The sequence below is a fragment of the Gemmatimonadota bacterium genome, assembly GCA_016719105.1.
Classification (GTDB): Bacteria; Gemmatimonadota; Gemmatimonadetes; order Gemmatimonadales; family Gemmatimonadaceae; genus SCN-70-22.
This window is the reverse complement of sequence record JADKAQ010000001.1, coordinates 772871-790598: the sequence shown is the minus strand read 5'-3', so window position 1 is coordinate 790598 and position 17728 is coordinate 772871. Positions and strand designations below refer to the sequence as shown.

At 67.8% G+C, this 17728-nt stretch carries 16 protein-coding genes; 1 reads left to right on the top strand and 15 read right to left on the bottom strand.

Annotation, left to right across the window (positions count from 1 at the left end):
• Nucleotide 1 precedes the first annotated feature (1 nt).
• The gene (locus IPN47_03505; protein ID MBK9407113.1) at nucleotides 2–658 is read left to right on the top strand and encodes a tetratricopeptide repeat protein; all 657 of its coding nucleotides are present in this window, start codon (nucleotides 2–4) and stop codon (nucleotides 656–658) included.
• Between the two features lie 330 nt (nucleotides 659–988).
• On the opposite strand, the gene dapF is transcribed toward IPN47_03505, so the two are convergent.
• The 15 genes from dapF to kdsB form a co-directional block, all read right to left on the bottom strand.
• Entirely contained in the window at nucleotides 989–1801 is an 813-nt protein-coding gene (dapF, locus tag IPN47_03500) for a diaminopimelate epimerase (GenBank protein ID MBK9407112.1), read from the bottom strand.
• A 2-nt stretch (nucleotides 1802–1803) separates the two neighbouring features.
• Nucleotides 1804–2526 carry a polyprenol monophosphomannose synthase gene (locus tag IPN47_03495; protein MBK9407111.1) on the bottom strand — a complete coding sequence of 241 codons (723 nt, stop codon included), beginning with the start codon at nucleotides 2524–2526 and terminating at the stop codon, nucleotides 1804–1806.
• A 10-nt stretch (nucleotides 2527–2536) separates the two neighbouring features.
• Nucleotides 2537–4948: a YfhO family protein gene (locus tag IPN47_03490; protein ID MBK9407110.1), complete on the bottom strand. Its 2412-nt coding sequence runs from the start codon at nucleotides 4946–4948 to the stop codon at nucleotides 2537–2539.
• Entirely contained in the window at nucleotides 4945–5880 is a 936-nt protein-coding gene (locus IPN47_03485) for a flippase-like domain-containing protein (protein ID MBK9407109.1), read from the bottom strand. The genes IPN47_03490 and IPN47_03485 overlap by 4 nt, the downstream gene beginning before the upstream one ends.
• Nucleotides 5870–7045: a glycosyltransferase gene (locus IPN47_03480; protein ID MBK9407108.1), complete on the bottom strand. Its 1176-nt coding sequence runs from the start codon at nucleotides 7043–7045 to the stop codon at nucleotides 5870–5872. The genes IPN47_03485 and IPN47_03480 overlap by 11 nt, the downstream gene beginning before the upstream one ends.
• Entirely contained in the window at nucleotides 7038–7985 is a 948-nt protein-coding gene (locus IPN47_03475) for a glycosyltransferase family 2 protein (protein MBK9407107.1), read from the bottom strand. Before IPN47_03475 ends, IPN47_03480 begins: the two co-directional genes overlap by 8 nt.
• Complete coding sequence (rpoN, locus tag IPN47_03470) at nucleotides 7982–9448, bottom strand: RNA polymerase factor sigma-54 (protein ID MBK9407106.1); 1467 nt, start codon at nucleotides 9446–9448, stop codon at nucleotides 7982–7984. The genes IPN47_03475 and rpoN overlap by 4 nt, the downstream gene beginning before the upstream one ends.
• 26 nt (nucleotides 9449–9474) lie before the next feature.
• Nucleotides 9475–10308 carry an LPS export ABC transporter ATP-binding protein gene (gene lptB, locus IPN47_03465; protein ID MBK9407105.1) on the bottom strand — a complete coding sequence of 278 codons (834 nt, stop codon included), beginning with the start codon at nucleotides 10306–10308 and terminating at the stop codon, nucleotides 9475–9477.
• 411 nt (nucleotides 10309–10719) lie between these two features.
• Nucleotides 10720–12252 (bottom strand): hypothetical protein, encoded by a 1533-nt coding sequence (locus tag IPN47_03460; GenBank protein ID MBK9407104.1) that lies wholly within the window; start codon nucleotides 12250–12252, stop codon nucleotides 10720–10722.
• A complete protein-coding gene (gene lptC / locus IPN47_03455) occupies nucleotides 12249–12797 on the bottom strand; it encodes an LPS export ABC transporter periplasmic protein LptC (GenBank protein ID MBK9407103.1) in 549 nt (182 codons plus the stop codon). The genes IPN47_03460 and lptC overlap by 4 nt, the downstream gene beginning before the upstream one ends.
• Nucleotides 12797–13762 (bottom strand): KpsF/GutQ family sugar-phosphate isomerase, encoded by a 966-nt coding sequence (locus tag IPN47_03450; GenBank protein MBK9407102.1) that lies wholly within the window; start codon nucleotides 13760–13762, stop codon nucleotides 12797–12799. The genes lptC and IPN47_03450 overlap by 1 nt, the downstream gene beginning before the upstream one ends.
• Entirely contained in the window at nucleotides 13759–14370 is a 612-nt protein-coding gene (locus IPN47_03445) for an HAD hydrolase family protein (GenBank protein ID MBK9407101.1), read from the bottom strand. The genes IPN47_03450 and IPN47_03445 overlap by 4 nt, the downstream gene beginning before the upstream one ends.
• On the bottom strand, nucleotides 14367–15215 hold the full coding sequence (kdsA, locus tag IPN47_03440) for a 3-deoxy-8-phosphooctulonate synthase (GenBank protein MBK9407100.1): 849 nt from the start codon (nucleotides 15213–15215) through the stop codon (nucleotides 14367–14369). The genes IPN47_03445 and kdsA overlap by 4 nt, the downstream gene beginning before the upstream one ends.
• The gene (locus tag IPN47_03435) at nucleotides 15212–16852 is read right to left on the bottom strand and encodes a CTP synthase (GenBank protein ID MBK9407099.1); all 1641 of its coding nucleotides are present in this window, start codon (nucleotides 16850–16852) and stop codon (nucleotides 15212–15214) included. The genes kdsA and IPN47_03435 overlap by 4 nt, the downstream gene beginning before the upstream one ends.
• On the bottom strand, nucleotides 16852–17646 hold the full coding sequence (kdsB, locus tag IPN47_03430) for a 3-deoxy-manno-octulosonate cytidylyltransferase (GenBank protein ID MBK9407098.1): 795 nt from the start codon (nucleotides 17644–17646) through the stop codon (nucleotides 16852–16854). The genes IPN47_03435 and kdsB overlap by 1 nt, the downstream gene beginning before the upstream one ends.
• Between the last annotated feature and the right edge of the window lie 82 nt (nucleotides 17647–17728).

Below are 17728 nucleotides of genomic sequence, written 5' to 3'. Positions count from 1 at the left end.
CATGACCAAAACAGGTGAAGCGGCTCGGCCGCAGCTCGACGATTCGGCGGAGTCCCTGATGGATTGGCTGCAAGCGCATGGGCGCCAGGTCGGCATTGGCGCCATCGTGGTGGCGGCGATCGTTGCGGGCACTTGGGTCTTCTCGCGCTCCAACGCGACGAAGGCCGCGGGCGCATCTCGTGCGTTGGGTGACGCACAGCGCAGCGTGGCGTCTGGCAACCTTCCGCTTGCAGCGGCCGACCTCCAGAAGCTCGTACAGCGCTACGGCTCGACGCCGGCGGGAACGCAGGCGCGCCTGCTCCTGGCGCAGGTGAACTTCCAGCAGGGCAAGGTCGCCGAAGGGCTCAAGATCCTCGACGAGATCGGTTCGGCGGGAGCGCTGCAGCCGTCGCTCCACGCGTTGCGCGCGGGCGGACTGGAACAGTCCGGCAAGCCTGCCGAGGCGGCGGCCGAGTACTTGAAGGCGTCGGAAGCGTCCAAGCTCCCGTCCGAACGCGAGACCTACAAGGCAGACGCCGCCCGGTCATTCGCCTTGGCGGGCAAGAAGGAGGACGCGTTGAAGCTCTGGCAGTCGATGGCCGACGATCAATCGTCGCCGCTCAACGGTGAGGCGCGTCTCCGCGTCGGCGAACTCGGCGCATCCGTCGCGGCGCGCTAGTCGCGCCGTGATAGAGACCGAACTGCCGCGAAGCTGACGACAGTGAGATGGGCCGGGAGGGGTCTCTCCCGGCCCGTCTTCTTGGGAGCGAAGTATTACGCATAATATGTGTTATGTAAACTCAATCGGTGGAAAACTCGGGGAAACCAAGGGCTGGCCCCCTCTCACCGCTTCTGAGTCCGCGCCGTTCGTGACGCTCGCGCGGTCGCGATGCTCCACTGAGTTAACGCGCCTGGCAGATCGAGGCTCGAGACGCTGCGCGAAATGCGACAGTGGGTCGGAGCAAGAGACATCGTAGAACGGGGCCGACTTCGACCCGTTACGGAGCGGTCAGAGTTCGCCCAAGTGTCCGCTGAAGACGATACGTCCTTCGCCAGCGAGCATCGGCGTTCCCTGCTCCGGCTCGTGCGCGACCGAGGCAATCAGGTCGCAGCCTGACCTGGTCGTGAGGACGACGCGACCGCGCTCGAGCCCCCAGGCCGTCAGCAGCGCCGCTGAGGCGACGGAGCCGGTGCCGCAGGCCAGCGTCTCTTCCTCGACGCCGCGTTCATACGTGCGGATCGACCAGCGCCCATCGACGCTTTTCGACACGAAGTTCGCGTTGGCGCCGTCGCGGAGCGATGCGAGGTGGCGCAGCTCACTTCCGCGGTGATACACGTCGACCAGCTCAACGTCCGGAACGAGGACGACGAGGTGCGGTACGCCGACCCGGGCGAAGCCGATGCGCTGCTCACCCGGAAGGCGCGGCGTCTCGAACGTCGCCGCGAGCTGGGTTACCGGGACCATGTCGATCTGTGGCGTCCCATCCTGGAAGCGCCCGGTGACCGGCCCGGAGACCGTCTGGAAGGTGAACTCGCCCTGCTCGACGATTCCGAGTTCGCGCGCCAGCCGAGTGCTGCACAGCGCGGCATTCCCGCACATCTCGGCGAGCGATCCGTCCCGATTGAAGTAGCGCATCGAGAAGGCGTGCACGTCGTGCGGTTCGAGGAAGACGACGCCATCTGCGCCGATTCCGGTCCGGCGCTCACAGAGCTGTCCGATGCGTGCCGGAGTCGCGAGGTCGCCTGCGGCCACGTGCATGGCGTTGAAGAAGACGAAGTCGTTGCCCGACCCGCTCATCTTCCAGAACTCGCGACCCACCATGGCTACACCCTCCGAATGATCGCCCACCAGCGCAGCCGCCAGACCATCCAGATGGCTTCCCGAACGATCCGCTTGGACATCTTGCTCTCGCCCTCGGTACGATCGACGAAGACGATCGGGATCTCCACTATACGGAACCCTTTGCGCCACGCCCGAAAGCTCATCTCAATCTGGAACGCGTATCCGTTTGATCTAACATCACTTAGGTCGATCGCCTCAAGTACTTTCCTATGGAAGCACTTGAATCCGCCCGTGGCGTCGTACAAGGGCAGCCCGGTCACGATTCGCGCATAGATGTTCGCGCTGTAGCTCAACAGCAGCCGCGCCATCGGCCAGTTCACGACCGTGACCTTCCCTTCGCGATACCTCGAGCCCAGCACCAGATCCGCGTCGCGAGCGCTGTCCAGGAACTGCGGGAGATGCGACGGATCGTGCGAGAAGTCGGCGTCCATCTCGAACACCAGCTCGTAGTCGCGCTCGAGGGCCCAGCGAAAGCCGGCGAGGTAGGCGGTGCCGAGCCCCATCTTTCGGGGGCGATGCACGACATGCACGCGACCGTCGGACGCCGCGCGCTCGTCGACCAGCGCCCCCGTCCCGTCGGGCGAACCGTCGTCAACGACCAGCACCTCGATGCGCGGATCCTGTGCGAGGACCGCGTCGATCAGGCGAATGATGTTCTCCCGCTCGTTGTACGTCGGGACGATGACCAGTGCCTTCTCCGCCAGCCCCGCCGGCTCAGACACTGCTCGCTCTCCTTCGGTCGAGGAGTGTGCCGCCTGCGAGCATGAGCAGCGCCGCGGCGAGTGCCATGAGCGTCACCGACTTCCCCGTCTCGTACGGCGGGTTGGTGAACTGGAGCTGGACCTTCCGTGCCCCGGCCGGTAGTGCGATCCCCATCAGCGAGACGGCGGCCTTCCCGATGGTGGCCGTCTTGCCATCCACGGTGGCGGTCCACCCAGGATACCAATTCTCGGAGACCATGAGCGCCGCCCCCGGGGGGGCCGGACTATCGAGTTCGATAGTGGCGCGCCCCGGCGAGTAGTCCTTCACCGTCGCCCGGATGGCCAGCGGTTCCGGGAGGTTGGTCAGCGGTTCTACCTTCACCGCCGCTGAGTTGTCGAACACGGTGGCGCGCCGCACGTCGAATCGCGGGTCGAGCACCGTCGCCATGACCGACGCCTCGTCGGCCTTGGCCATCGCGGGCGTCACCCACGCATACGACGTCTCGAAAGGAATCTCGTGCAGGTACAGCTCGCTCCCCGACGCGTCGCGGGCGGGGCCGGCGACCTGCTTCAGCTCCTTGATCCCGATGTTGTCAGGTGAGTTGGTAAGGACGTAGCGCATGTTCAAGAGCCGCCAGAAGTTGGGATTGGCGACCTGACGGAATCCGTCGTCTTTCCCCGCCAGCCGGTCGTACGCGCCCAACTCGTTTCCGTGATAGCCGAGCACGTTGGCGATGCCGTGCACCATCAACCCGTCGTAGTTCAAGAGCGGGTCGTGCACGCCCTCGGATGGGGCGGTCTGGAACGAGAGGACTCGGTACGGCCCTGGCTGCTTCTTGAGGTAGTCGATGACGGGGTTGCTCGCGTACGTGATCTCCGCGGGCTCCGAGAACTGCCAGTATTGGCGCAGGACGCTCGCGCAATCGAGGGCTACGAGAAGAATCAGAAGCGTCCCGCCGAGGTCGCGCGAGACACGACGGGTGCTCACGACGAACGCGATCCCGACGGCCATGAGGATGAACAGCATCGACCGGAGCGCCCCGACGCGCAGTGCCCCGTCGTTCGCCATGACGTAGTCCGCCCGCTCGGCCCCGGCAATCGAGACCCCCACGTTGGTGAGCGCGCCCGACGCGCCGAGCACGCCGATGAGAACCGCCGCGATGATCCAGCCGATCGCGTAGCGCCTCCGATTCTCGAGTCGAACGATACGCTCGCTTCCGAAGGCGGCGAGGACGGCCGCACAGAACGAAACGACGAACAGCATCGTGCTGGGGGCCCGGAAGTACTTGGTTCCCGGGACGAGGGCGTAGACCAGCGAGTAGAAGGGGGTGTAGCCCCCCATGGCCCACAGCAGCGAGATCACGAAGGCGCCAAGGAAGAACCAGACGATGCGCTTGTGCGATCGGAGGGTCCACGCGCCGAGCGCGAGTCCAGCCAGAAAGAGGACCGCGGCGCCGATGTACTCGGAATGGAAGTGGATGCCGTTCCGTCCCCAGTACTTGTCCAGGATCCCCGTGAACTGCGGGATCATGAAGTTGAGCGTCTCTTCCGGGGGGAGTGAGTACGAGACGGCGTGCTCCCACCCCTTCCCCCCCGCGCGTGGCGAGAAGGGCTCGTACGTCTTCACTGGCCAGAACTGGATCGCTCCGATGACCATGCCCACCGCGACCGAGCTCAGCGCCGCGCCGAGGCGGACGACGCCATCGCGCCGCGCCAGGGTCGAGTCGCTCCCGTAGCCGAGGGCGAGGAAGAGGGCGAACGCTCCCGTCACGAGGAGCATGTACTGCAGCAGCTGCGGGTGCGGTGACAGGACGGCGAGACCGACGACGATGGCCAGCGCTCCCCACGACGCCTTCCGGCCATCGCGAACGCCACGGACCACGAAATACAGCGCGAGCGGGAGGAGCGCGGCGATGAACATCTTGCCGTCGTGACCGGGCGAGACGAGCCCGGCGACGTTGCCCCCCATCTGGTAGGCCACGCCCCCCACCACGGCGGCGAAGAACGACAGCCCGATCGCGCGCAGAAAGACGAAAGTGAAGAGCCCGGCGAGGAAGACGTGGAGGAGCAGCCCCCAGGTCATCCCGGCGTCGGTGCCGATGAGGATGCGCAGCGCCGCGGTGGGATAGAACGTGTCGCCGTGCATCGCATCGACGAATGGCATGCCGCCGAAGAGATACGGATTCCACTGCGGAATCTCGCCAAAGCGGTGCCAGTGGCTGCGGGCGAACTCGCGGAACGGATAGCCGGCGATGTACTGGTCGGAATACGGATTGACCAGGAACTTGCCGGCGAGGGCCGGGAAGCCTAACGCCAGCGTACAGACGGCGTGGATGAGGGCGGCCCAGCCAAGCGCGAAGCGCGGTCCGGGCGGCGCAGCCGGTGGTGGTCCAACGGGGGCTGCGACGTCGGGCGAACGGGTCATGACGGGGTGGACGATGTAGGGCGACGCCCCCGCAGGGCGTCGACAGCCAGGAAGACGAGGCCCGGGAGGACCTCGAGCACGGTGAGCCAGAGCCGCGACGTGAGGGAGATGACCCCGGCCGCCCCAGCCTGCGCCAGCCCGAACCGGCCTAACGCGAAGATGAGCGACCCTTCCCGCACGCCGATGCCTCCCGGCGCAAACAACGCAATGTAGCCCGCCAGATAGGATCCGGTGAAGGCGGCGATGTACGACGACGTACGCCCCGGGGCCTGCCCGAGGATCCCCGCCACGAAGCACTGGAACGCCACGCCGTACAGCAGCCAGGCGACCACGCACCCGACGGCGGCGAGCCAGACGGCTCGATCGGGGAGCGTGGGGACGTCGAGCGGGCGCCCGATCACCTTTCCGGCGAGACGCCCGATGAATGGGACAAGGCGCGGCGCCAGAACGATGCCTGCGAGCAGGAGCGCGCCGAAAGCGAGGGCGGCGTTTCGCGCCTCGAAGAACTCGGCACCGGTCACCAGCACGACCCCGAAGCCCGCGAGCAGGTTGACGAGGTTGATGACCAGTGCGGAGCCGGTGGCGGCGACGACCGACACCCCCTGCTCCTGTGCCATGACCCCCATGGCGCCGATCTGCCAGACCTTGCCGGGGAGGTAGCGCCCGAGGTTGGAGATGAACCAGATGCGGGCCGCCTCGCCCCACGGCAGTTCAGCGTCCCAGGCACGCACGGTCCGCCGCCACGTTTCGACGAGGACGGCATAGGCGACGAGGACGAGGACGCTCGAGAGCGCGATGAGCGACCAGCGCGGGGAGAGGTGGGCGCCGGAATCGCGAAAGGCGCGCCACTGGCTGGCGATGGCTCGCGCGGCAAGGAGGACCGCGGCGACGGCCAGGAGCGCGAAGACCAGCCGCGTGGCGCTACGGCGCAACGATCGTGCGGTAGAGGGTGGCGTACCGCCGCGCCGCGGACTCGGGGGCGAAGTCGCCGAGCGCGGACATGCGCCCCGCCCTGCCTAACGCCAAGCGCAGTTCGGGATCATCGAAGAGCCGGTCGAGCGCCTCGGCGAGGGCATTGACGTCGCCCGGTGGGACGAGGAGGCCGGTTTCGCCGTGCGTCACGGTATCGGTGATGCCACCACTCTCGAAGGCGACGACGGGGGCCCCGCAGAGCTGCGCCTCGACCGCCACGAGCCCGAGCCCTTCGCCGATGCTCGGCACGACGAGGGCGGAGGCCCGCTGATACAACGCCGGCAGCGCGGTCTGCGGAAGCGCCCCGTGCCAGGTGAGGCGATCGGCGATTCCGAGGCGCTCGGCCTGGGCGCGAAGGACCGGTGCGTCGGAGCCGTCGCCCACGAGGTCGAAGTGGACGCGGTGGCGCATGCGCGCGACGGCATCCAGGAGGAGCGCGATCCCCTTCTGGGCGTTGAGGCGTCCCACGAAGAGCACGCGGTCTGTCGTGCGTGTGTCGCCAGGGGCAAAGAGCGCCGTGGAGACGGGCATCGGAGCGACGAGCGGCGTCACGTCCGGGACCATGTCGTGCACCTCGGCGGCGAGCCACCGCGAGACGGTGGTGACGGCGCACGACTGGTGCATGACGCGGCGGAAGAGCGGGCGCGCGAAGCTCTTGGCGCGCGCCAGGCGCACGTCGGTGCCGTGCATGGTGGTGACGAGCGGGAGTCGCCCCAGCCCGGCGACCCACGTGCCGACGAGCCCCCCCGGGAACCACCAGTGCGCATGCACCAGCTGCGGGGAGAACTCCCGTCGGACGCGCGTGGCAACGCCGAACTGCGCCCCGAGGAAGCCGACGAGGGCCACCTTCGCGCGCCACGAGCGTTGCACCTCCTGCGCCATCTCGCCGGTGTAGGCGAGGTTCTCATAGCGACGCGGCGCGTAGTGGAAGCGGTCGACGCGAATGCCGTCGAACGTGTCGTGCGCCGGGAGCCCTTCTCCCGCCGGGGCGATGACGCGGACCTCGACCCCTTCCCCGCGCAGCGCCGTCGCCAGGTGCAAGAGGAACGACCCGGCGGCGTCGCCAGGGACGCGGGGATACGAGTGGGTGAGGAAGAGGACGCGCAGGCGAGGCGCGTCAGCCATCGCGCGACCCGTCGCGAAGTTCATCGGTGACGCGCCGCAGCTCGCGCAGCTGCGCGCGCACGCCGGCGATCTGCTCCCCGAGGAGTCCGGTGGCGAAGAAGACCGACCCGAGGATGAGACAGGTCTGGATGACGGTCCAGACGGCGCGCAGGCCCACGCCGGTGAGGGCGAGCCAGACGAGCGCGGCGAGCCCGGCGAACGCCCCGATGGCGAAGAGCCCCGCCCCCAGCATGCCGAAGAGGAGGAGCGGCTTCTGCGCGAAGCGCAACTCGAACCAGACGGCGAGCATGTCGAGCACACCGACCGGAATGCGCCCAATCCCAAACTTCGACTTGCCGGCGTGGCGAGGAAAGAGCGGGACGGGGATCTCGGTGACCGTGTAGCCCTGGGCCGCGGCGAGCACGATCATGTAGCGGTGCCAGTCGGGGCGCGTCGGGAGGATGTCCATGATCTCCCGACGATACGCCTTCACGCTATTGAGATCCTTGACCGGAACGTGAAAGAGGAGGCGGCTCAGCCTGTTGTACACGGACGAGACGAACGCCTTCTCGTACTTCCCTTCCTTGAAGCCGGTGACCATGTCCGCTTCATCGGCCAGGATGGGCGCGACCAACCGCGGAATGTCGGCCGGCTTGAATTGCAGGTCGGCGGGATAGAAGACGAGGATGTCGCCACGCGCCGCGAGGTAGCCCGTGCGCAGCGCATCGGCGATCCCCCGGCGCGACCGATGCCGCGCGGTGCGCAGGAACGGGTAGCGCGCGCGCAGGCGCTCCAGCACCGCCCACGAGTCGTCGACCGAGCCGTCGTCGATGACGATGACCTCGAAGCCCTGATCGAACGTCTGGAAGGCTTCCTCCACCTGCTCCATGAACAGCGGGAGGTTCTCCGCTTCATCCTTGGCGGGGACGAGGACGGAGACGCGCAGGACCCGCGGGGTCATACCCGCTTGCGCATGCGCGCCGAGAGCACCCCCAACTGGTCGCGATACTTCGCCACGGTGCGACGGGCGATGTTGACCCCGCTGTCGCGCAGGATGTTGACGATCGCCTGGTCGGTGAGCGGGTTCTTCGGGTCCTCGTTGGTGACCAGCTTCTCGATCTGGTCCTTGATGCCACGCGCCGAGACGTCTTCGCCGCCGGTGGTGCTGAGTCCGGAGGAGAAGAAGAACTTGAGCGGGAGGACGCCGCGCGGGGTCTGCACGAACTTCTCGTTCGTCACGCGACTCACCGTACTCTCGTGCATGGCGATGACCTCGGCCACCTCGCGCAGGGTGAGCGGCTTGAGGTACTGCACCCCCTTCTCGAAGAAGTCGCGCTGCCGGTCGACGATGTAGTTCATGACCTTGAGCATCGTCTGGCGGCGCTGCTCGATGGCCTGGATCATCCAGTTGGCCGAATTGAGCTTGGACGAGATGAATTCCTTGTTTTCGCCATCGAACTTCTTCTTGTCGCGGGCAATCTCCTGGTAGGCGCGGCTCAGCTTGAGGCGCGGGAGGTTGCCATCGTTGATGAAGACGTGGTACGCGCCGTCGATCTTCTCGACCACGAGATCGGGGACGATGTAGCCGTCGTTGGCATTGCTGTAGCGCAGCCCCGGCTTGGGGTCGAGCTTGGCGATCTCGTCGGCCGCCTGCTGCACGTCCTGCGCGCTGATGCCGAATCGCTTGGAGATCTCGCTCCAGCGGTGGGCGATGAGCTCGTCGAATGCGTCGCGGACCAGGCGATACTGCAGCGTCTCCTCATGCTTGAGGTCGCGCAGCTGCAACAAGAGGCACTCGCGCAGGTCGCGCGCGCCCACGCCGGGCGGGTCGAGCGTCTGCACGATGCGGAGCATGTCGTCGGCTTCATCCAGCCGATACAGCGGGAGCTCGCCGAGGAACCCCTCCTTTTCGGCGGCGCGCGCGACGACCTCGTTGATCCCCTCGACGATCTCGGGGATGGCGCAGGTGAGGTAGCCGTCCTCGTTGATGTTGCCCAGGAACTCGTCCGCCAGGAGCAACTGCCGCGGCGTGAGTTCGAGCAGGGAGATCTGGTCCTTCAGGTGGTCGTCGAGGTCGCGGCGGTCGACCGATACGGGCTCGTAGTACTCGCGCTCCTCGTGTTCCTCCCGTACGCCGCCGGTCTCGAAGCCGTCGAGGAGGATCTCCTCCCAGTCGATGGTGTCGTTGTTGACCGCCTCGCGCTCCTCCGGGGGGGCCGTCTCGGGCTCGGTCAGGTCGACCGGCCCTTCCTCGCCCTCGCGCTCCTCCTCTTCTTCCGAGTCCTCTTCGTCGGGCTCGGTCATCTCCAGGAAGGGGTTGTTCAGGAGCTCCTGCTTGAGGTGCTGCTGGAGGTCGAGCAGGGGCATGTAGAGCAGATCCATCGCCTGGTAGAGGCGTGGATTGATCTTCAGCTCCTGCCGCATGGACGTATGCTGACCGAGCCCCGTTCTCATGCGGGGAGCTCCTCGTGGGGCGCCTGTTCCGCCGAAAAGCGTGCGCGGAGACGAGCGGTGAGGGTGGGACCGAGGTAGATGCGCGAGACCTCGTCGTCGAAGACGAGCTCGCGCACGGTTCCTGAGACCTTCACCTGGCCGTCGAACATGATGTAAGCCCGGTCGACGATATCGAGCGTTTGTTCCACGTTGTGGTCGCTGATGAGCACTCCGATGCCGCGATGGCGCAGCCCGGCCACGATCGTTTGGATGTCATGGACGGCGATCGGGTCGACGCCGGCGAACGGCTCATCGAGCATCATGAACTTGGGCTGCGAGACCAGCGCCCGGGTGATCTCGAGTCGCCGCCGTTCCCCACCCGACAGGGCGTAGGCACGGCTGTGTCGCAGGTGCTTGATGCTCAGTTCGTCGAGCAATCCCTCCAACCGTGATCGACGCTCCTCCTTGGTGATTGGCAACGTCTCGAGGATCGCGAGGATGTTGTCCTCCACCGTGAGCTTGCGGAAGATCGATGGCTCTTGCGAAAGATAGCCGATCCCCCGCCGCGCGCGCTTGAACATTGGCATGCGGGTGATCTCCTCGCCATCGAGCTTGATCGACCCGTTTTCGGGCTGGATGAGCCCGACGATCATGTAGAACGTCGTGGTCTTGCCAGCCCCATTGGGCCCGAGGAGCCCGACGATCTCTCCCTGTTGCAGCCGCACGGCGACGTCATTCACGACCCGCCGCTTGCGATAGACCTTCACGAGGCCGCTGGCCTCGAGCACGCTGCCCGACGCGGGGAGCCTCGTGTCGACGGCGCGCCGGGACGTGGGGGTCGGAACCGACACGGTGGCGTGCTCGCCGGTGAGCCGGAGCGACTCGGCGACGTCGAGGCGCTGCGGGGCGATTTCGCTCCACAACGCGGGGGCGAGCCGCACCTTGGCGCCGACGTCCTGGTCGCCGGGGACGGGATACTGGATGAGCCCCTGGGCCGCCAGACGGGGGAGGACCGAGCGCTGGAGAAAGGCGCGCACCTCGTCCAGCGAGAGGCGGCCGGCCTCGCGATCGGCGTCACCACCCTGGGTGCGAATGGCGGCCAGCCAGTCGTCGCGAAAGCGAATGGCGACGTCGTTGAAGACGGAGAGGCCGTCGGGGTCGGCCTCGCTGATGAGGGCATGCAGTCCGAAGGCGACCGAGCGGTCGCCACCGGCGCGCTGCTCGATCAGCGCCTGGACGCGTGGGGAGAGGGGGTTCGCCGTTCATGGACGACGGATCGCGTTAGGCTGGCGGCGGGTGTCGGCGGGCGCCCGCCGGTTGGGGCGGCGCCCCGGGGCGGGTTTGGGCGTCGCGACCGAATCGGGGGCCGCCTCGAGGAAGACGCCCGACGCGGAGTCCACGACGGTCACCGTCTGCACTTCCTGCTCCTTGAAGTCGACCATGATCTGTCGACCCCGCACGTAGTTGATCCCGGGCTTCTTCACATCCTTCCCGTTCGGGACCTGGTAGTACGAACTCGCGGTTCCCGACGCCAGGAGGTCGCGAATGCGGGGACGTGCCGTGGTGTCGGTCGCCGCCGCCGAATCGAAGCGGGCGACGATGGTATCACCGCGCAGCCAGTCGCGCTCGGCCGACCTGACCTTGTTCGAGTCGGGATCGGACTCGGCATAGGCCGCGCGCACGGCGTACATCTCGCGCAATTGCTGGTTGGGCATGCGCACGTCGATCGAGTCGGCGAGGATGGTGCGTTCGCGGGAGATGGCCGAGGCGGCCCCGGGGCCGAAGGCGAAGGCGCGTTGCAGTTTGTTCTCCTTCACACGCAGGTCGATGGTGTCGGAGGCCAGCGTGAGGTCCTTGTTGACCGCGACGGCCGAGTCCATGGCCACCACGCGTTCGACGGCGCGATTGCGCCCGTACATGTCGATGACCAGCCCGCGCAGGGTGAAGGCGTCCTTTCCCTTGCTCTCCAGGTACGGCTGCTTCATGAGCCGCGAGAACTGGCGGGCGTTGTCGAGGTTGGCCGAGTCGCCGCGTGCGAGGATATCGGTGCGATCGATGGTGACCTTTCCCCAGGCGATGAAGAGCGAGTCGCCCTCGCCGTTGATGTTGTCCGCGATAAGGACGACGGGTTCGCCGCGACGGCGTCCGGTGGAATCGGCTTCGTACAGCTTGAGGGTGGGGCGCATGGTCGCGACCATGCGCGGGCGCACGCGCACCCCGCGCACGGCGCGGAAGTACTCGGCTCGGGGCCCCGTCATCGTCGAGGAGTCACGCATGACCGCCACGACGTTGCCCTCGGCAAGGAGGCGTTCCTCCGCGCGGAAGTAGGTCAGCTTGTCGGCGTCGAGGTTCACACGCCGCTCCCGGTACTTCACGTTGCCGAGGAGAAAGTACAGCTGGTTCTGGTCGTAGAACTCGGCGGAGTCGGCCGTGATCGTGATCCCCTGCCCCGGGCATCGTCCGATGAAGCCCCCACCGAAGTACGAGGTGTACTTCTGGCTGATGGGATCCTTGATGAACTGGGAGCGATCGCCGTCGATCTCGAGCAGGCAGCGCTCGGCGGGCTTCTCGGCTGGACGCGCGGCCGGGTTCGAGGCCACGAAGGCGGAGTCGGCGGGCGCGCCGGCGGCGCGCGTGATGATCGAATCGATCTTGATGGGCGGGATCGAATCGCCAGGCATGGCCGGACCGGCGACCGCCGGCCCACGAGGGGCCGCCGGACGACGCCCGAGCCGAAAGCAGCCGGTGGTGGCCAGCAGCACCACCACAGCGAGCGCGAGGGCGCGACGACTCACGACTTCGGGATGGTGAGCGCGCTCCCGCGCGAGCGCGTGGAGCGGAGGACGCGGACGTTGTTGAGGTCCGGGTCGCCGATGAAGCCGATCCCCTGCGTCACGCGCCCGCCGGACTCGGTGATGGTGAAGGCGGAGTCGCTGGCGATCTCGTTGCGACTGGGATCGTAGCGCAGATGCGGCGACTCGAGCTTGCGTCCGTCGGTGGAGACGACCACGACGTTGCCGCGCGCCTCCATGCTTCCCAGGCGGATATTGTAGCTGCCGGTGCGCGAGGTGAGGACGGCGTCCTTCTCGCCACTCACCTTGTAGAAGGTGGTGTTGACGACCCGCAGTTCGGTGCGCGTGTTCTCGTCGTACATGAACGCCGTGTCGGAGACGAGCTCCGCTCGGCGCAGCCCGCCGTCGGTCAGGAAGAAGCGCACGCCGTACATCACCTGGTCGGCGGAGTCAGGGACGACGCTGCGCTTGGCGACCGGCGGGGAGCTGGTCTGCTGGCAGGCGGCCGCCAGGACCGCGACAAGGGCGAGGCCAAAAGCGCGGTGCATCAGGCGACCCCCGCGCGCATCAGGTCATGCAGGTGGACGACGCCCACGACGCTTCCCGTCTCATCGGTGACCGGCATCGCCATGATGCCGAATTGTTCCATGCGGTACACCACGGCGCTCCCAAGTTCCTCGGCCTGTGCGGTGCGAGGGGTGCGGGTCATGACGCGCTCGAGCGGGACGCCGAACGGATCGGCCTCGCGCTCCATCAGCCGAGCGAAGTCCCCCGCGGTGAAGACTCCGAGCAGCTTCCCGACCGCATCGGCGACGACCACGATGCCCCGCCGCTCGGCGAGCAGGACGATCGCCGAGCGCATGGTGGCGTTGGGCGGGAGGACCGGAAGCCGCTCGCGCTCCATGAGTTCGCGCACGCGCGTGAGGAGCTTGCGCCCCAGCGACCCGCCGGGGTGAAAGCGCGCGAAGTCCTCGCGCCGGAACCCCTTGCGCTCGAGGATGACCACCGCGAGGGCGTCGCCTAACGCCAGGGCCGCCGTCGTGCTGGTGGTGGGGGCGAGGTCGTGCGGGCAGGCTTCCTCGCGCACCCACGCGTCGAGCGCCGCGTCGCACTCGCGCGCCAGCGACGACTCGGCGTTGCCGGTGATGGCGATGGTGCGGACGCCGAAGCGCTTGAGGTGGGCCAACAGCGTGAGGAGTTCCTCACTCTCGCCGCTCTTCGACAGCAGGATTGCGACGTCCTCCCGGGTGACCATCCCCAGGTCGCCGTGCAATCCCTCGGTAGGATGCAGGAAGGTCGCGGGAGTCCCGGTGGAGGTCAGGGTCGCCGCGATCTTCCGCCCGATGAGCCCCGACTTGCCAACGCCTGCGACGATCACGCGTCCGGCGGAGGTGGCGATGAGGTCCACCGCATGCGCGAAGCCGTCGCCGAGCCGCTGCTCGACCTCGGCCAGCGCCTCGGTCTCGAGGCGAATGACGCGTCGCCCGAGGGCGATCGCTTCGGCACCGGTCATGCCGGGTGCTCCTGCTCGCGCGACGCGACGTACGACTCCACCAATCCGTCCCACTCTCCGCGCGCCTTCAGGAGCAGCTCGGCGAACTCCCGCACGGCCCCCTGCCCTCCGCTTCTCGACAGCCGCAACCTGGACGCACGGAAGACCTCGTCCGTGCCGTTCGCCACGACGACCGGCAGCCCCACGACGCGCATGACGCCGAGGTCGGGGAGATCGTCGCCGACGAAGGCCACCTGCGACAGTTCGATGCCGCGGGCCGCGATGAGGCGCCGCAAGGCGGGGAGCTTTCGCGCGTGCTCGTCCTGCACGAGGTCGTCGACGCCCAGCTCGGCCGCCCGGAGGGCGACGCTGTCGGAGACGCGTCCGGTGATGATGGCGACGATGATCCCGGCCTTCTGCAGCATCTTGATGCCCAGGCCATCCTGGATGTCGTAGCGCTTGGTCTCGAAGCGCGTCCCGCCCACGTCGCCGAGGTAGATCCCGCCGTCCGTGAGGACGCCATCGACGTCGAGTCCGACGAACCGCACGCGCCTGGCGTCGTCCGGACTGAGGTACGGGACACCGGCCGGCGTGAGCGGGGCGTCGGCGTGCGCGCCAAAGCCGATCATCGGCGGGCCTCCCAGACGGCCACCGCCCGGCGGATGAGCGCCTCGAGCGTGCCTAACGGGAGCATGTTGGGTCCATCGCTTGGCGCGTGATCGGGATCGGGGTGTGTCTCGAGGAAGAGCCCATCGGCGCCGGCCGCGATCGCCGCGAGGGTCAGCGCGGGGATGAACTCGCGCAGTCCGCCGCTGGCGCCGCCCTCGCCTTTCCCCGGCTGCTGCACGCTGTGCGTGCCATCAAAGATGACTGGCGTTCCCGTGGCGGCCCGCATGCGGCTGAAGCTCCGCATATCGACGACGAGGTCGCCGTAGCCGAAGAAGGAGCCGCGCTCGGTGGTGGCGATGTCCGACATGGGTGACGCCACGCCGGAGGCCGTGGGTTCACTGGCCGCCGGGCGGGCCCCCGCGACCTTGCGCACGGCGCCCTTCATCCCCTCGGGGTGCATCCACTGTCCCTTCTTGATGTTCACCGGGCGTCCCGTTGCACCTGCGGCCACCAGGAGGTCGGTCTGGCGACAGAGGAAGGCGGGAATCTGCAGGACGTCGACGACCGCACCGACCGCTGCGCACTGCTCCGGCAGGTGCACGTCGGTGAGGATGGGGAGTCCGGTGACCTCGCGCACGCGCGCGAGCTTGGCGAGCCCTTCTTCAATCCCGGGCCCGCGCGCGGCCCCCGGATTGGAGCGGTTGGCCTTGTCGAACGACGCCTTGAAGATGATGCCGCCCGGGACGAGCGGCGCGAGCGTGGCCAGGTGCTCGGCCACACGAAGGTTCAGCGCCTCGTCCTCGAGGACGCAGGGACCCGCGATCAGGAAGAGGCGGTCGGTCGGGAAGCCGGCAGCCGTCGTCACGACGCGCCCTCCGCGCGATGCCGCGCAGCCGACGCCGCGACAAACGCGGCAAAGAGGGGATGGGGGCGCGTGGGGCGCGACTGCAGTTCCGGGTGGAACTGGCAGCCGACAAACCACGGATGGTCGGCGAGTTCCACGATCTCGACGAGCGAGCCGTCGGGTGACAATCCGCTCAGCTTGAGGCCGTGCTCGACGAAGGCGTCGCGATAGGCATTCGACACCTCGTAGCGATGGCGATGCCGCTCGCTCACCTCGGGGACGCCGTAGATCTCGGCGGCCTTGGTGCCGCGCGCCAGCCGGCAGGGATAGGCGCCGAGCCGCATCGTCCCCCCCATGTCGGTCACGTGCTTCTGCTCTTCCATCATCGCAATCACAGGGTGCGCACACTCCGGCGCGAACTCGCTGGAATGCGAGTCGGCGAGCGCCAGGACGTTGCGCGCGAACTCGATGATGGCGACCTGCATGCCGAGGCAGATGCCGAAGAACGGGATCTTCAGCTCGCGGGCCGCACGAATCGCCTCCACCATCCCCTCGACGCCGCGCACCCCGAAGCCGCCGGGGACGAGCAGGCCGTGGAAGCCCTGCAGGATCTCGCGCGCCTTCTCGGGACTCGTGAACAGGTCGCTCGACGTCCAGGCGATGTCGACGCCGACGTCATTGGCGATCCCACCGTGTATGAGCGATTCCTGCACGCTCTTGTAGCTGTCGACGAACTGCGTGTACTTGCCGACGACGGCGATACGCACGCGGTCGCGCGGCTGCACCACGCGCTGCACCATGGCGCGCCATGCGGTGAGGTCGGGTTCGCGCCCCTGCAGGTTGAGGCGCTGCATCACCCGCTCGTCGAGCCCCTGCGCCGAGAATTCGAGGGGGATCTGGTAGATCGACGGGACGTCGGGGCTCTCGATGACGTTGCCGAACTCGACGTTGCAGAAGAGGGCGATCTTGCGCTTGACGTCCTCGGAGAGCGGGCGCTCGGTGCGGCAGATGAGGACGTCGGGCTGGATGCCGATCTCCATGAGCTCGCGCACGGAGTGCTGCGTGGGCTTGGTCTTGACCTCGCCAGCTGCCGCGATGTAGGGGACGAGCGTGAGGTGGATGAACATCGCGTTCTGCTTGCCCACCTCCTGCCGGAACTGGCGGATGGCCTCGAGGAACGGTTGCGACTCGATGTCGCCGACCGTGCCGCCGATCTCCACGATCACCACGTCGTTGCCCGGCGCGAGGCGCTTGATGTGCGACTTGATCTCGTCCGAGATGTGCGGGATGACCTGGACGGTGGAGCCGAGGTATTCGCCGCGGCGCTCCTTCGTGATCACGTTGAGGTAGATGCGCCCGGTGGTCACGTTGTTGAGCTGCGACAGCGAGCGGTCGATGAAGCGCTCGTAGTGGCCCAGGTCGAGGTCCGTCTCTGCGCCGTCGTCCGTGACGAAGACCTCGCCGTGCTGGAACGGCGACATCGTCCCGGGATCGACGTTGAGGTACGGGTCGAACTTCATGATCGAGACACGCAGGCCGCGCTCCACGAGGAGCCGGCCTAACGATGCCGCCGCGATGCCCTTGCCGAGCGAGGAGACGACGCCGCCGGTGACAAAGATGTAGCGCGTGGTCTGGTTGGGCGTGACTTGAGTCGTCATCAGCGTCGTGTGTCGTAGAGGTCATTCCACCGCGCGTTGGCACGGTGCAGGTCGTCTTCGGTATCCACGCCGCCCGGGGGCGGCTCATCGATCGTCGCGACGCCCATCGCCAACCCGGCGGCGAGCGGTCGCAACTGTTCCAGTCGTTCCACCCGCTCGAGCGGATGCTCCGGCAGCGAGACCCACGCGGCGAGCGCATCCCGCGTGTAGGCGTAGATCCCGAGGTGCTGCCGCACGATCCCCGCGCGCACGGCCGCATCCCCCGCCTCCCGCAGGAACGGGATCGGGGCGCGCGAGAAGTAGAGCGCGCGCCCGTCATCGGCGGACACGACCTTCACCACATGCGGCGTGGCGAGGATCTCCTCGCCGGCGCGCGCCGAGACGGTGCCCAGCGGAAATCGCTCCACCGTCACCATCGCCAGTGCGCCTTCTACCGCCGCCGCCGACACGAACGGTTCGTCGCCCTGCACGTTGAGAATCACCTCGTGGGCGCGGAACTCCGGGCGGGCGGCGACCTCGGCGATCCGGTCGGTCCCGGAGGGATGCGTGGCGTCGGTGAGGACCGCCATCCCGCCGGCGGCGGCGATCACCTCGACGATCTCCGGCGCGTCGGTCGCGACGACCACGGTGCCTGCCACGTTCATGGCACAGACGCGCTCCCAGACGCGGACGATGAGTGGGCGCCCGCCAATGAGGCGAAGCGGCTTGCGTGGGAGGCGGGTCGACCCCAGCCGCGCCGGTATGACGGCGAGGACAGCGTTCGGGGTCGGGGCGGCCGAGTTAGCAAAAGGCACGCCACCCAAGTTAATCCGCGCGATACGGCTTTTCCAACAGCAACAACGTCCGATCTCGCCCGTGCGCGTTTCTGGCGTCCGC

Excerpts from the sequence above, each read along its gene's own strand:
- IPN47_03450 (MBK9407102.1), bottom strand. The coding sequence starts at position 13,762 with ATGACCGGTGCCGAAGCGATCGCCCTCGGGCGACGCGTCATTCGCCTC.
- dapF (MBK9407112.1), bottom strand. The coding sequence starts at position 1,801 with ATGGTGGGTCGCGAGTTCTGGAAGATGAGCGGGTCGGGCAACGACTTC.
- IPN47_03480 (MBK9407108.1), bottom strand. The coding sequence starts at position 7,045 with ATGGCTGACGCGCCTCGCCTGCGCGTCCTCTTCCTCACCCACTCGTAT.
- lptC (MBK9407103.1), bottom strand. The coding sequence starts at position 12,797 with ATGCACCGCGCTTTTGGCCTCGCCCTTGTCGCGGTCCTGGCGGCCGCC.
- IPN47_03505 (MBK9407113.1), top strand. The coding sequence starts at position 2 with ATGACCAAAACAGGTGAAGCGGCTCGGCCGCAGCTCGACGATTCGGCG.
- IPN47_03475 (MBK9407107.1), bottom strand. The coding sequence starts at position 7,985 with ATGACCCCGCGGGTCCTGCGCGTCTCCGTCCTCGTCCCCGCCAAGGAT.
- IPN47_03435 (MBK9407099.1), bottom strand. The coding sequence starts at position 16,852 with ATGACGACTCAAGTCACGCCCAACCAGACCACGCGCTACATCTTTGTC.
- IPN47_03490 (MBK9407110.1), bottom strand. The coding sequence starts at position 4,948 with ATGACCCGTTCGCCCGACGTCGCAGCCCCCGTTGGACCACCACCGGCT.
- IPN47_03445 (MBK9407101.1), bottom strand. The coding sequence starts at position 14,370 with ATGATCGGCTTTGGCGCGCACGCCGACGCCCCGCTCACGCCGGCCGGT.
- rpoN (MBK9407106.1), bottom strand. The coding sequence starts at position 9,448 with ATGCGGCAGGAGCTGAAGATCAATCCACGCCTCTACCAGGCGATGGAT.